A 12,855-nucleotide genomic window follows, 5' to 3' on the forward strand; every position below is an offset into this window, starting at 1 on the left:
GCCTGAGCCTTGGCGCTAACCTCGATGCTCTTCAAGAATGTCTCGATTGCCGGCCTGGCTCACGTTGATGCGCCGCACACGCTGACGACCAAGGAAATCAACGAACGCCTGCAGCCGACGCTGGATCGCCTTGGTATCCGTACCGACGTCCTCGGCGACATCGCCGGCATCCACGCGCGCCGCCTGTGGGACAACGGTGTCCTGGCGTCCGATGCGGCCACCATGGCTGGCCGCAAGGCGCTGGAAGACGCAGGCATCGATGCGACGCAGGTGGGCCTGTTGATCAACACCTCGGTCAGCCGTGACTACCTGGAGCCGTCCACCGCTTCCATCGTGTCCGGCAACCTCGGTGTCAGCGACGAGTGCATGACCTTCGACGTCGCCAATGCCTGCCTGGCCTTCATCAACGGCATGGACATCGCTGCGCGCATGCTTGAGCGCGGTGAGATCGACTATGCGCTGGTGGTCGATGGCGAGACCGCCAACCTGGTGTACGAAAAGACCCTGGAGCGGATGACCGCGCCGGACGTCACCGCTGACGACTTCCGCAACGAGCTGGCGGCGCTGACCACCGGTTCCGGTGCAGCCGCGATGGTGATGGCCCGTTCGGAGCTGGTGCCCGACGCGCCGCGCTACAAGGGTGGCGTGACCCGCTCGGCCACCGAGTGGAACCAGCTGTGCCTGGGCAACCTGGACCGCATGGTCACCGACACCCGCATGCTGCTGATCGAGGGCATCAAGCTGGCCCAGAAGACCTTCACCGCCGCCAAGATCGCACTGGGCTGGGCCGTGGAAGAGCTGGACCAGTTCGTCATCCACCAGGTCAGCCAGCCGCACACCGCGGCGTTCATCAAGAATTTCGGCATCGACCCGAAGAAGGTCATGACCATCTTCGGCGAGCACGGCAACATCGGTCCGGCCTCGGTGCCGATCGTGCTGAGCAAGCTCAAGCAACTGGGCAAGCTGAAGAAGGGCGACCGCATCGCGCTTCTGGGCATCGGCTCGGGCCTGAACTGCTCGATGGCTGAAGTGGTCTGGTAAAAAAGTCACCGCTGACCTGCTGCGCGCCGTCCGCACCTGCCAGCCAATCGCTCGCGACGGACAGCGATGAGTTTTCCAAGTGTCCAAGGGCCGGTTCTACCGGCCCTTTCTACAGGTGCGATCCGATGTCCCAGCTTCCCGGTTACCCCGCCCACCCGCAGCGTTTCGAGGTCCGCCCCGGCCTGTCGATGAACTATCTCGACGAAGGCCCGCGCGATGGCGAAGTGGTGGTGATGGTGCACGGCAACCCGTCGTGGAGCTATTACTGGCGCACGCTGGTGGCCGGCCTGTCGGACAGGTACCGCTGCATCGTGCCGGACCATATCGGCATGGGCCTGTCGGACAAGCCCGACGACAGCCGCTACGAGTACACGCTGCAGTCGCGGGTGGATGATCTGGATGCGCTGCTGAAGCATCTGGGCATCACCGGCCCGGTGACGCTGGCCGTGCACGACTGGGGCGGCATGATCGGCTTCGGCTGGGCGCTGTCGCACCACGACCAGGTCAAGCGCCTGGTGGTGCTCAACACCGCCGCGTTCCCGATGCCGGCGGCCAAGAAGATGCCGTGGCAGATCGCGCTGGGCCGGCACTGGAAGATCGGCGAGTGGATCATCCGTACCTTCAATGCGTTCTCCTCCGGTGCCTCGTGGCTGGGCGTGGAGCGGAAGATGCCGGCCGATGTGCGCCGCGCCTACGTGTCGCCGTACAACAGCTATGCCAACCGCATCAGCACCATCCGTTTCATGCAGGACATTCCGCTGTCGCCGGCCGACAAGGCGTGGTCACTGCTGGAGCGCGCCGGCAAGGCGCTGCCGTCGTTCGCCGATCGACCGGCCTTCCTCGGCTGGGGCCTGCGTGATTTCGTGTTCGACCACCACTTCCTGAAGGGCTTCCAGGCGGCGTTGCCGAAGGCGCAGGTGCATGCCTTCGAGGATGCCGGCCACTACGTGCTGGAAGACAAGCATGAAGTGCTGGTGCCGGAGATCCGGGCGTTCCTGGACGCGAACCCGATCTGATCGGTTCTCGGGTCGGATCCCGGTAGTGCCGGCCGCTGGCCGGCAAGCGCGCAATGCGCGCCGGGTTCATGAAGTTGCCGGCCAGCGGCCGGCACTACCACTACGCGGCGATCGGCGCCTGTGGCGAGGGGCTGTTGCCGTTGTCGTCCGGGTGGTCGTCGTCGTTGTCCGCGCCGTCGCGCCAGCGCCAGTCGGCCAGGGTCAGCGGATCCAGCCCATAGGCGATGCGGGCCTTGTCGCACTGCGGGCTGGCCTTGCCGTACTCCCACGATGCATCCACCTCGCGGCACACGCTGGGGCGGTTGGGGTGGATCGTGCAGCGCGAATAGACGCCGATCTGCGCGTCCAGCGCGACGCAGCGCACCGGCTTGGAATGGGTGCCGCGCATGCACAGGCGGTGCGGGTCGAGCACCTCGGTGAGCTGGTGCGGCACGCCGCCGGGGGTGACCTCGTCCGATTCCATCCAGTGGAAGGCCACGCGGTACTGGGTGCAGCAGGCGCCGCAGGTCATGCAGGGATGTTGCATGGGCAAACCGCCTCGGGCGGCATCGGGGAAGGGACGAGGATGCGGATTTTCCACGCTGGCGGCCGCCGCGCAAGAAATTCCGTAAGCGGCGACAATGAACGGATGAACCGATCCTGCAACATCGCCGCGCGGCTGCCCGAGCTGGCGCGTGAACGCCCCGACCAGATCGCCATCCGCTGCCCCGGCCGCCGCGGCGCCGGCAACGGCATGGCGGCCTACGACGTGACCCTGGATTACCGCCAGCTGGACGCCCGCAGCGATGCGATGGCGGCCGGCCTGGCCGGTTACGGGATCGGCCGCGGGGTGCGCACGGTGGTGATGGTGCGGCCGTCGCCGGAGTTCTTCCTGTTGATGTTCGCCCTGTTCAAGCTGGGCGCGGTGCCGGTGCTGGTCGATCCGGGCATCGACAAGCGCGCGCTGAAGCAGTGCCTGGACGAGGCACAGCCGCAGGCCTTCATCGGCATCCCGCTGGCCCACGTGGCGCGGCTGGCGCTGCGCTGGGCGCCTTCGGCGACCCGTCTGGTCACGGTCGGCCGCCGCCTGGGCTGGGGCGGTACCACGCTGGCCGCGCTGGAGCGTGCTGGCGCCAACAGTGGCCCGATGCTGGCCGACACCGATGGCGAGGACACGGCGGCGATTCTGTTCACCAGCGGCTCCACCGGCGTGCCCAAGGGCGTGGTCTACCGCCACCGCCACTTCGTCGGCCAGATCGAGCTGCTGGGCAGCGCCTTCGGCATGGAGGCGGGTGGGGTGGACCTGCCGACCTTCCCGCCGTTTGCGCTGTTCGATCCGGCACTGGGCCTGACCTCGGTGATTCCGGACATGGACCCGACCCGGCCGGCCCAGGCCGACCCGGCGCGCCTGCATGACGCCATCCAGCGTTTCGGCGTGACTCAGCTGTTCGGCTCGCCCGCACTGATGCGGGTGCTGGCGCGGCACGGGCGGCCGTTGCCGACGGTGACCCGGGTGACCTCGGCCGGTGCGCCGGTGCCGCCGGACGTGGTCGCCACCATCCGCAGCCTGTTGCCGGCCGATGCCCAGTTCTGGACGCCGTATGGCGCCACCGAGTGCCTGCCGGTGGCGGTGGTCGAGGGGCGCGAGCTGGAGCGTACGCGCGCGGCCACCGAGGGCGGTGCCGGCACCTGCGTCGGCAGCGTGGTCGCACCGAACGAAGTACGCATCATTGCCATCGACGATGCGCCGCTGCCGGACTGGTCGCAGGCGCGCGTACTGGCCGTGGGCGAGATCGGTGAGATCACCGTGGCCGGGCCGACGGCCACCGACAGTTATTTCAACCGTCCGCAGGCGACGGCGGCGGCGAAGATCAGCGAAACCCTGGCCGATGGCAGCGTCCGCATCGTGCATCGCATGGGCGATGTCGGCTACTTCGATGCGCAGGGCCGGCTGTGGTTCTGTGGCCGCAAGACCCATCGCGTGGAAACCGCCCACGGACCGCTGTACACCGAACAGGTCGAGCCGGTGTTCAACACCGTACCCGGCGTGGCACGCACGGCGCTGGTGGGCGTCGGCGCGGCCGGTGCGCAGGTGCCGGTGCTGTGCGTGGAGCTGCAGCGTGGCCAGTCCGACAGCCCTGCTCTGCGCGAGGCGCTGCATGCCACGGCCGCGGCGCGTCTGCCCGAGATGAAGCTGGAACACGTGCTGATGCATCCGGCGTTCCCCGTCGATATCCGTCACAACGCCAAGATCGGCCGCGAGAAGCTCGCCGTCTGGGCACGCGCCGAACTGGAGAAGCGCGCATGAAGATCCTGGTCACCGGTGGTGGTGGTTTCCTTGGCCAGGCGCTGTGCCGTGGCCTGGTCGAACGTGGCCACCAGGTGCTGGCATTCAACCGCAGCCACTACCCGGAACTGCAGGCGCTGGGCGTGGGCCAGATCCGCGGTGACCTGGCCGATCCGCAGGCGGTGCTGCATGCGGTGGCCGGCGTCGATGCGGTGTTCCACAACGGTGCCAAGGCGGGTGCGTGGGGCAGCTATGACAGCTACCACCAGGCCAACGTGGTCGGCACCGACAACGTCATCGCCGCCTGCCGCGCGCATGGCATCGGCAGGCTGGTCTACACCTCCACGCCCAGCGTGACCCACCGCGCCACGCACCCGGTGGAAGGACTGGGTGCGGACGAAGTGCCGTATGGCGAGGATTTCCAGGCGCCCTACGCGGCGACCAAGGCGATTGCCGAACAGCGCGTGCTGGCGGCCAATGACGCGACCCTGGCAACCGTGGCGTTGCGTCCGCGGTTGATCTGGGGCCCGGGCGACCAGCAGCTGGTGCCACGCCTGGCCGATCGTGCACGTGCTGGCCGTTTGCGCCTGGTGGGCGACGGCAACAACAAGGTCGATACCACGTACATCGACAACGCCGCGCTGGCGCATTTCCTCGCCTTCGAGGCGCTGGCACCGGGCGCGGCCTGCGCCGGCAAGGCGTACTTCATTTCCAATGGCGAACCGCTGCCGATGCGCGAGCTGGTCAACAAGCTGCTGCAGGCGGTGGGCGCTCCAACCGTGGACAAGGCGATCAGCTTCAAGACGGCGTATCGGATCGGCGCGATCTGCGAGCGGCTGTGGCCGCTGCTGCGCCTGCGTGGCGAGCCGCCGCTGACGCGCTTCCTGGCCGAGCAGCTGTGCACGCCGCACTGGTACAGCATGGAGCCGGCGCGCCGTGATTTCGGCTACGTGCCGCAGGTCAGCATCGAAGAAGGGCTGCGACGACTGAAGGCCGCATCATGACGGCGGCATCACCGCGCTGAAGCCTTCATTACGCGCAGAGATCGCCATCACCGGTTGCACACCGGCAGATGCGCAGGATGGACACAACGCCACCCACGGCCGACCACCTGCGAGGAGCACCATGCTGCATTACGCCGTCATCTTCTTTGTCATCGCCATCATCGCCGCCGTGCTCGGTTTCTCCGGCATCGCCGGTGCCGCCAGCAACATCGCCTGGATCCTGTTCGTGGTGTTCCTGGTGCTGGCGGTGATCTCGATGTTCCGCAAGCGCACATGACCGCTTGAGCAGTAGTGCCGGCCGCTGGCCGGCAACCTCGATTACCCGGGGTTGCCGACCGGCGGCCGGCACTGCCGAAGCGCGGTCAGCGCACCGCGCTGTGCAATCGGCGATCGGCGTCGTGCCGCTCCATCGCCAGTTCGATCAGGCGCGTGATAAGCGCCGTGTAGCCCACGCCACTAGCGCCCCACAGCTTCGGATACATGCTGATGCGGGTGAAGCCGGGCAGCGTGTTGACCTCGTTGATGACGATCCGACCATCCGCGGTCAGGAACACATCCACGCGCGCCATGCCGGCGCATTCCAGTACCTGGTACGCCTGAAGCGCGATGTCCTGGATACGCGCCTGCGTCGCCGCGTCGATCGCGGCCGGCACCACCACTTCGGCGCCATCTTCGTTGATGTACTTGGTGTCGTAGGCGTAGAACTCGTCGTGCAGCACCACCTCGCCACAGATGCTGGCCTGCGGCCGCTCGTTGCCGAGCACAGCGCATTCGATCTCGCGGCCGACCACGGCCGATTCCACCAGAACCTTGTGGTCGTAGCGCAGCGCAGTCTGCAATGCCTCGGCGAAACCGTCGGCGTCCTTCACCTTGCTCACGCCCACCGATGAGCCCTGGTTGGCCGGCTTCACGAACAGCGGCAGGCCGAGTGCCGCGATCAGGGCATCGACATCGACCGTATCGGCTTCATGGCGGCGGATGCAGACCCACGGCGCCACCTGCAGGCCGGCATCGCGCAGCAGGCGCTTGGTTACATCCTTGTCCATGGCTACCGCCGAACCCAGTACCGGCGAGCCGACGAAGGGCAGGTTGGCCATGCGCAGCAGGCCCTGCAGCGCACCGTCCTCGCCCAGCGGACCGTGCACGATCGGCAGCACCACATCGATCTGCCCCAGCGCGCTGCCCGCATCGGTCGGTTGCAGCTGCGCCTGCTCGGTGCCGGGCAGAACCGCCAGCGCGGTACCGGAAGGATGCAGGGCGATGCGCGCCGGATCCTCGGCATTGAGCAGGAAGGTGTCCGGCTGGCTCAGGTGCCATTGGCCCTGCTTGTCGATGCCGATCAGCACCGGTTCGAAGCGCTCGCGGTCGAGCGCGTCGAGAATGTTCTTCGCCGACTGCAGCGAAACTTCGTGTTCTGAAGACCTGCCACCGAAGATGATGCCAACCCGTGTCCGTGCCATGGAAATGCGATGTCCTGTGCGTTGCGTGGCTCCATAGCATGAACCTTCATCGGCCTTCCGCGTGAGGCACAGATGAACCAGAAATCCATCCACGCATGGCGTGGATCTACCGTGTCGACCAAGGTCGACACCCACCAACAGCGGCAGGAACCTGTCGAAGGCCGGGGTGGGTCCGGTTGCGGGGGCGTGAGCCGCATGGATGCGGCGACCGAGCTTACAGGGACGTACTTGCAGCGGCCCCCGCAACCGGACCCACCCCGCCTCCCCACGGAATGCCCGCTGTTGCTGTTGCTTCGGTTTTTGATGTTGCCGTTGCGTCTGCGGGTGCCGGGCGGCAGCCCGGCCCAAGCCCCCCACCCACGCAGGTAGAATGCGCACATGGCTCTTTCCCTGCTCAAGTCCCTCAAGCCGGTCGCTGGCCGCGCTCTGCAGATCGCCCTGAACCGCGCGCTGGCGCTGGATCCGGATACCCGCCACGCACTGGCCAGCCTCGACGGTCGCCATATCGACCTGACCCTGGACGCGCCGCCGCTGGCAATGCGCATCAGCGTCGACGGCGACCAGTTGCGGGTTGGCCCGGTGGATGCGCAGGAAGCCGACCTGGCCGTGCGCAGCAGCCTGGCCGGCGTGCTGGCACAGCTGCCGCTGCTGGCGCGTGCCCGCCAGGGCGCTGACAACGGCAAGGGGCGCGTGCGCGTGGCCGGCGATGCCGAGCTGGCGCGCCGCCTGCAGCAGCTGGCCAAGGGCTTCGATCCCGACTGGCAGCAGCCGTTCGTCAGCGTGTTCGGCGACGTGCTGGGCGTGCAGGTGGCCAACACCCTGCGCAGCGCCCTGCAGCATGCCCGCCAGGGTGCGATCGACCTCGCCCATAGCGCCGCTGAATTCATCACCGAGGAATCGCGCGACGTGGTACCACGTGCCGAGCTGGATGCCTTCCACGATGACGTGGACGTGCTGCGCGACGATGTCGAGCGCCTCGGCGCACGCGTGCAGCGCCTGCGGGGTGCCGCATGAAGGCGCTGCTGCGGGCCAGCCGCATCGGCCGGGTGATCCTGCGTTACCGCCTCGACGACCTGCTGCAGGGCACCCCGGCCGAGCGCTGGCTGCGTCTGGCCAAGCCGTTCGTGCCGCGCGCATCGGCCGCCATCGCGGCACAGTCGCGGGGTGCACGCCTGCGACTGGCGCTGCAGGACCTGGGGCCGATCTTCGTCAAGTTCGGGCAGATCCTGTCCACCCGTCGCGACCTGGTGCCGCCGGACGTGGCCAATGAGCTGACCCTGCTGCAGGACCGGGTCAAGCCCTTCGACGGCGACGCGGCACGCCGCATCGTCGAGGAAGCGCTGGGCCTGCCGGTCAGCGAAGCTTTCGCCAGTTTCGATACCGAGCCACTGGCCTCGGCGTCGATCGCGCAGGTGCACGCGGCCACCCTGGCCGACGGCCGCCAGGTGGTAGTCAAGGTGCTGCGCCCGGGCATCGAAAAACAGATCGACGCCGACATCGCCCTGCTCAACTCGCTGGCGACGCTGGTCGAGCGCACCCATCCACGCGCCGACAAGATCCGCCCGCGCGAAGTGGTGGCCGAGGTGGAGAACACCCTGGCCGCCGAGCTGGACCTGCAGCGCGAAGGCGCCAATGCCAGCGTGCTGCGCCGTTTCTGGGAGAACTCCGACGACCTGTACGTACCGGAAGTGATCTGGAGCCATACCGCCGAGCGCGCACTGACCCTTGAGCGCGTATGGGGCATTCCTTCCGACGACATCGCCGCGCTGGACAAGGCCGGCATCGACCGCAAGGCACTGGCCGCCAAGGGCGTGCGGGTGTTCTACACCCAGGTGTTCCGCGACAACTTCTTCCATGCCGACGCGCACGCCGGCAACATCTGGGTCGACATCGATCCGATGCGCCGCGACAACCCGCGCTTCATCGCGCTGGACTTCGGCATCATGGGCCAGCTTTCGCAGGAAGATCAGTACTACCTGGCCGAGAATTTCATGGCCATCTTCAACCGCGACTACCGCCGCATCGCCGAACTGCACGTGCAGGCGCGCTGGATGCCCGACAACGTGCGCATCGATGATCTGGAAGCGGCAGTGCGTTCGGTGTGCGAGCCGTACTTCACCCGCCCGCTGTCGCAGATCTCGCTGGCCGAAGTGCTGATGAAGCTGTTCCGCGTGGCCCAGCGCTATCAGTTGACGTTGCAGCCGCAGTTGATCCTGCTGCAGAAGACCCTGCTCAACATCGAAGGCGTCGGCCGCCAGCTCGATCCGCAGATCGACATCTGGGCCGTGGCCAAGCCGGTGCTGGCGAAGATCCTGCGCGAGCGCTACAGCCCGCGCCGCGTGGTGCGCGAGATCGGCAAGCGCCTGCCGGAAATCATGACCCATGCGCCGGACATGCCGCGCCTGGTGCACGCCTGGCTGACCCAGCAGGTGGAAGGTCGCCATGAACTGGCGATGCGCTCGCGCGATCTGGTTGCGCTCGATGCGAGCCTGCAGCGTCTGCAGAAGCGCGCGGTCGGGGCGATCACCGGTGTCGGTCTGCTGGCGATCGCCGCTTTGATGTACGTGCTGCAGCCGCCGGGCTGGTACTGGGGCGACGTGCCGGCGTGGAGCTGGGTGTCCGGTGCGGTTGGCGCATTCGCATTGGCGCGTGCGTGGTGGCGATGACCGCAGCCTGCTGAAGCAGCGACGACGGCGGACCGTCGTCGCCGATGGGCTTACCAGCGGTAGCCCAGGCCCACCTGCGAATGCAGGCTCTGGAAACGATCCAGGCGCGTCTTGTGCCAGGTCTTGCCCAGCCCGACGTCGAGTACCAGGTGCTCTCCCAGCGGCTGGCTGCGGCGCAGGAACACGCGCCGGGCATCGTGCTCACGCAGCAACAGTGGATCGGCCTCGGCGCTGTAGCCGGAGGTGCCGCTGCCCAGCCACAGTTGGGTCGAGCCACGCCCCTGGGCATCTTTCAGCCGTAGCGACATGGTGGTGCCGTACCCGTCGGGGCCGTTGGACTGGCGATGGCGCTCATGCTTGATCGAGGCCATCACCCGCGGAAAGTAGTGCGAAGCACCCACCGACCAGCCGCTCACGTAGCCGCTGCCGTGGTACTCGGCGTACTTGCCGCCCACGCTCAGCACGGTCTGTCCGGCCACCTTCCACAGAATGTCCTGGTTGATCTGGCGGTTGACGAAGACCGGATCGTCGTTGGACGCAATCACCGACGTACGCGTGGCGACGGTGGCTGACCAGTCGTGATGCAACGAACCCTGCACCCGGTTTCCGCTGTAGCGCGAAGTGCCGTAATCGCGCTCGCCGTGGGCCAGGCCCAGGTGCCAGCGGCTGGCGCCGGTGCGACCTGCCACATCCATTGTCTGCACGTCGCGCTTGCCGAAGCCTTCGTTGTAATCGGTGTGGTCCAGCTGCAGGGAAACACGGTCGACACCGGCATGGGCGCTGGCGGCGGCCAGCAGCAGGGCGCACGGCAGTACGCCACGATTGATGAATCGCATGGTGATTACTCCAGGGGTTGGGAATGCAGGTGTTGCAGCAGGCGATAGCGGCCTGCGGGCAGGTTCCGTTCCACGGTGATCCGCGGACCGAACTGGCTGCCCGGTGCGACGATGCGACCGGGCAGGATGATCACGCCGACGCCCAGCGCCGCGCCTTCGCCAATCCATGCGCCGAGCTTGTCGCGCTGGCTGTCGACGATCTGGCCATCGACATGCACGGCGATCGACGCGCCGTCTAGGCGGTGATTGCTGGTGCGTACGAGAGCGCCAAGATACGCGTCGTCGTCGATGCGGCTGTCACCGATGAAGCACTGCGGACCGATCCTGACCCGCTGGCCGACCACGGCGTTCTTGAGTTCGCTGGCAAAGCCGATGCGGGTGCCATCGCCGATACGCAGCGGACCACGCAGCAGCGCATGATTGCCGATCAGACAGTCGCGTCCGATCAACACCGGACCCTGGATGTGGGCGCCGTGGCAGATGCGGCTGCCGACGCCGACACTCACCGCGCCGCGTACCGTGGCTTGTGGCGATATGTCCGCGCATGGATCGAGGTGGGGCTGTAGCAATGCCAGTTCGCTGGCCATTGCTTCCAGTTCACTCCACCACATGCGGATACCTCGTTGGCTTGTCGCGTGCGGGCTCGCGGCCGGTGAACAGCCCCTTCAGTCCGTGGATCAGCCAGACCGCATAGGCCAGCAGCACATACAGCACGGAGAACGCTGCCGCCGGTACCAGCCATGGACGCCGGTGGTGCACGGCACTGACCACACCCAATGCCATCACGATGCCGATCCAGACCAGCGGCACCATCGCCACTACCAGGCCAGCGGGGCCATGCACCGTAGCGGCGCCAAATCCCACCTGCAGCCCAGCGGCGATCCCCACCAGCGCCAGCAGGATCATCGGCAGGATGCTGAAGAGCCCGAAGCGGGTCAGCAGCAACCGCCGATGCAGGCGCATGCATACGGCGTAGCCGACGATCCAGCGCCGCCAGCGTCGCCATTCCTCCACCAACGTGCTGCATTCCTGCGGGTACACCACGCAGCGGATGCTCTGCCGCACCTTGTAGCCCTGGGCCACCAGCGACCAGGACATGTCCAGGTCTTCGACCCGGGTGCGGTCGGAAAAACCTACCTTGCGCAGCACGCTGGTGCGGAACAGCCCGCAGGAGCCGGAGACAATGAACGGCGCTCCGCCGAGCCACTGCTGGAAGCTGCGCTTGATGACGATCATCGGCAGCTTCAGGCTGGCACGCACGTGCGGAAGAAAGCCGGCGCCCTGCAGGCAGGACGATGGCACACCACCCACTGCGTCGGCACCCCGTTCGATTTCCGCCAGCAGGTGGCCCAGGCCGGTACTGCGCGGATCGATGCGGGTGTCAGCATCGGTCAGGAACACCTGGGCGGTGGCCACATGCTGCAGCCCGTGCATCAACGCGCCGCCCTTGCCCGTGTTGGACTGGTGCACGGCGAGCAGTCGCCCCGGCCATTGCAGCTGCAGTGCGTCCAACACCTGCGCGGTGGAATCGGTGGAGCCATCGTTCACGCAGATCACCCGCGCGATGTACGGATTCTGCAGAAGATCGGTGAGCGAACGCTGCAGGCATGGTGCTTCGTTGTAGGCCGGCACGATCGCATCGATGCTGCGCAGCTGCCCGCTGGGCCTGCGCGTTGCGTGGACCAGCAGGCGCACGACGATGAAGGCGCACATCGCCAGGAACAGCAGGGTCTTCATCACAGCACCAGCCGATGGGGCAGGAAGCCCTCGCTGGGGCCGATGCCCACCTGCTGGCCGCGGAACTGGGCATGGCAGCGCAGGTGGCTTTCCTGCATGTAATGGCGATCGCCCTGGCTGGCGTGTTCGCGTAGTGCGCGGATCTTCAGCTCCAACTGCACGCTGATGTCTTCAAACACCTGCGGTGCGAACTGCGGCAGCGTGCTTGGGCTTTCGTAGCACAGGATCTGCGGGACGCTGCGACAGGCGACGATCGAGGCTTCATGGACGGTGCGATGATCCTGGTGATGGTCTTCACCGCACATCGTGTAGACGCGTTGCGGTTGGATGGCTTCGCACGCCTGTTCCAAGGCGCTGATGATGGCGTTGCGGCAGGACGGGAAACAGGTATCCGGGAAATCATGCTGCAGCACCTGCCGGGCGCCGAGTTGCCGCAGCGCGCGATGCGACTCGTCGCTGCGATCAGCGCCATCGTGACAGCCGCGTCCACCCCGGCTGAGTACCAGGGCATGGATGCGGGCGCCGGCGAAAGCGAGCTTGGCCAAGCTGCCGCCACAGCCCAGTTCGATGTCATCAGGGTGGGCGCCGATTGCCAGGATGTCGTGGGCCATGGCCATGTCCTTGCGGGAATCCAGGGGAAATGCGGCAGATGCGTTGAATGCACTGCTGCGGGCGCGGACTATCGCAATGGCCCGATAAAACGGGGCCTAAGAAAATTACGAAAATGTGTCGACGCTCGCCCTAGGCTTTGCTGCGCAACGAGAAGGACAGGTGCAGCGTCCGCCACCGACTGTTGACGGTGGAGTCCATAGGAGGTGGATGACGTCAA

At 66.9% G+C, this 12,855-nt stretch carries 13 protein-coding genes; 7 read left to right on the forward strand and 6 right to left on the reverse strand.

Going from position 1 to position 12,855, the window contains the following annotated elements; translation table 11 throughout:
• The first annotated feature begins 24 nt into the window (after positions 1–24).
• The gene (locus AC07UW_RS12365; protein WP_025875853.1) at positions 25–1,041 is read left to right on the forward strand and encodes a 3-oxoacyl-ACP synthase III; all 1,017 of its coding nucleotides are present in this window, start codon (positions 25–27) and stop codon (positions 1,039–1,041) included.
• A 125-nt stretch (positions 1,042–1,166) separates the two neighbouring features.
• A complete protein-coding gene (locus AC07UW_RS12370; protein WP_033832736.1) occupies positions 1,167–2,057 on the forward strand; it encodes an alpha/beta fold hydrolase in 891 nt (296 codons plus the stop codon).
• A gap of 100 nt (positions 2,058–2,157) precedes the next feature.
• Here AC07UW_RS12370 and AC07UW_RS12375 read toward each other — a convergent pair whose 3' ends face one another.
• Complete coding sequence (locus AC07UW_RS12375) at positions 2,158–2,583, reverse strand: YkgJ family cysteine cluster protein (RefSeq protein WP_025875849.1); 426 nt, start codon at positions 2,581–2,583, stop codon at positions 2,158–2,160.
• Positions 2,584–2,685: 102 nt separating this feature from the next.
• Between AC07UW_RS12375 and oleC the strand changes: the two genes are divergently transcribed.
• The 3 genes from oleC to AC07UW_RS12390 all read left to right on the forward strand — a co-directional run bounded on the left by oleC (position 2,686) and on the right by AC07UW_RS12390 (position 5,604).
• A complete protein-coding gene (gene oleC, locus AC07UW_RS12380; protein ID WP_080150330.1) occupies positions 2,686–4,344 on the forward strand; it encodes an olefin beta-lactone synthetase in 1,659 nt (552 codons plus the stop codon).
• Complete coding sequence (oleD, locus tag AC07UW_RS12385) at positions 4,341–5,327, forward strand: 2-alkyl-3-oxoalkanoate reductase (protein WP_105163252.1); 987 nt, start codon at positions 4,341–4,343, stop codon at positions 5,325–5,327. The genes oleC and oleD overlap by 4 nt, the downstream gene beginning before the upstream one ends.
• 121 nt (positions 5,328–5,448) lie before the next feature.
• Positions 5,449–5,604 carry a DUF1328 domain-containing protein gene (locus AC07UW_RS12390; protein ID WP_025875842.1) on the forward strand — a complete coding sequence of 52 codons (156 nt, stop codon included), beginning with the start codon at positions 5,449–5,451 and terminating at the stop codon, positions 5,602–5,604.
• 85 nt (positions 5,605–5,689) lie between these two features.
• Here the strand turns inward: AC07UW_RS12390 and ddlA are convergent, their stop codons facing one another.
• Positions 5,690–6,787 (reverse strand): D-alanine--D-alanine ligase, encoded by a 1,098-nt coding sequence (gene ddlA, locus AC07UW_RS12395; protein WP_059063203.1) that lies wholly within the window; start codon positions 6,785–6,787, stop codon positions 5,690–5,692.
• Between the two features lie 378 nt (positions 6,788–7,165).
• Between ddlA and AC07UW_RS12400 the strand changes: the two genes are divergently transcribed.
• Both AC07UW_RS12400 and ubiB read left to right on the forward strand, forming a co-directional pair.
• Positions 7,166–7,801 carry a ubiquinone biosynthesis accessory factor UbiJ gene (locus AC07UW_RS12400; protein ID WP_025875838.1) on the forward strand — a complete coding sequence of 212 codons (636 nt, stop codon included), beginning with the start codon at positions 7,166–7,168 and terminating at the stop codon, positions 7,799–7,801.
• Complete coding sequence (gene ubiB, locus AC07UW_RS12405; RefSeq protein ID WP_223497466.1) at positions 7,798–9,453, forward strand: ubiquinone biosynthesis regulatory protein kinase UbiB; 1,656 nt, start codon at positions 7,798–7,800, stop codon at positions 9,451–9,453. Before AC07UW_RS12400 ends, ubiB begins: the two co-directional genes overlap by 4 nt.
• 50 nt (positions 9,454–9,503) lie before the next feature.
• Here ubiB and AC07UW_RS12410 read toward each other — a convergent pair whose 3' ends face one another.
• The 4 genes from AC07UW_RS12410 to AC07UW_RS12425 are packed head-to-tail and all read right to left on the reverse strand — an operon-like array spanning position 9,504 to position 12,637.
• Positions 9,504–10,289 carry a YaiO family outer membrane beta-barrel protein gene (locus AC07UW_RS12410; RefSeq protein ID WP_223497467.1) on the reverse strand — a complete coding sequence of 262 codons (786 nt, stop codon included), beginning with the start codon at positions 10,287–10,289 and terminating at the stop codon, positions 9,504–9,506.
• Between the two features lie 5 nt (positions 10,290–10,294).
• Positions 10,295–10,876, reverse strand: coding sequence for an LbetaH domain-containing protein (locus tag AC07UW_RS12415; protein ID WP_223497468.1), 582 nt, complete (start codon positions 10,874–10,876; stop codon positions 10,295–10,297).
• Between the two features lie 10 nt (positions 10,877–10,886).
• A complete protein-coding gene (locus AC07UW_RS12420) occupies positions 10,887–12,026 on the reverse strand; it encodes a glycosyltransferase family 2 protein (protein ID WP_223487170.1) in 1,140 nt (379 codons plus the stop codon).
• On the reverse strand, positions 12,026–12,637 hold the full coding sequence (locus AC07UW_RS12425; protein ID WP_089242010.1) for a PIG-L deacetylase family protein: 612 nt from the start codon (positions 12,635–12,637) through the stop codon (positions 12,026–12,028). Before AC07UW_RS12425 ends, AC07UW_RS12420 begins: the two co-directional genes overlap by 1 nt.
• Positions 12,638–12,855: the final 218 nt, after the last annotated feature.

The sequence above is a fragment of the Stenotrophomonas sp. GW821-FHT02D01 genome, assembly GCF_059421765.1.

What these genes read in the sequence shown, in the direction of transcription:
- AC07UW_RS12365 (WP_025875853.1), top strand. Translation starts at nt 25, where the DNA reads ATGCTCTTCAAGAATGTCTCGATTGCCGGCCTGGCTCACGTTGATGCG.
- AC07UW_RS12370 (WP_033832736.1), top strand. Translation starts at nt 1,167, where the DNA reads ATGTCCCAGCTTCCCGGTTACCCCGCCCACCCGCAGCGTTTCGAGGTC.
- AC07UW_RS12375 (WP_025875849.1), bottom strand. Translation starts at nt 2,583, where the DNA reads ATGCAACATCCCTGCATGACCTGCGGCGCCTGCTGCACCCAGTACCGC.
- oleC (WP_080150330.1), top strand. Translation starts at nt 2,686, where the DNA reads ATGAACCGATCCTGCAACATCGCCGCGCGGCTGCCCGAGCTGGCGCGT.
- oleD (WP_105163252.1), top strand. Translation starts at nt 4,341, where the DNA reads ATGAAGATCCTGGTCACCGGTGGTGGTGGTTTCCTTGGCCAGGCGCTG.
- AC07UW_RS12390 (WP_025875842.1), top strand. Translation starts at nt 5,449, where the DNA reads ATGCTGCATTACGCCGTCATCTTCTTTGTCATCGCCATCATCGCCGCC.
- ddlA (WP_059063203.1), bottom strand. Translation starts at nt 6,787, where the DNA reads ATGGCACGGACACGGGTTGGCATCATCTTCGGTGGCAGGTCTTCAGAA.
- AC07UW_RS12400 (WP_025875838.1), top strand. Translation starts at nt 7,166, where the DNA reads ATGGCTCTTTCCCTGCTCAAGTCCCTCAAGCCGGTCGCTGGCCGCGCT.
- ubiB (WP_223497466.1), top strand. Translation starts at nt 7,798, where the DNA reads ATGAAGGCGCTGCTGCGGGCCAGCCGCATCGGCCGGGTGATCCTGCGT.
- AC07UW_RS12410 (WP_223497467.1), bottom strand. Translation starts at nt 10,289, where the DNA reads ATGCGATTCATCAATCGTGGCGTACTGCCGTGCGCCCTGCTGCTGGCC.
- AC07UW_RS12415 (WP_223497468.1), bottom strand. Translation starts at nt 10,876, where the DNA reads ATGGCCAGCGAACTGGCATTGCTACAGCCCCACCTCGATCCATGCGCG.
- AC07UW_RS12420 (WP_223487170.1), bottom strand. Translation starts at nt 12,026, where the DNA reads ATGAAGACCCTGCTGTTCCTGGCGATGTGCGCCTTCATCGTCGTGCGC.
- AC07UW_RS12425 (WP_089242010.1), bottom strand. Translation starts at nt 12,637, where the DNA reads ATGGCCCACGACATCCTGGCAATCGGCGCCCACCCTGATGACATCGAA.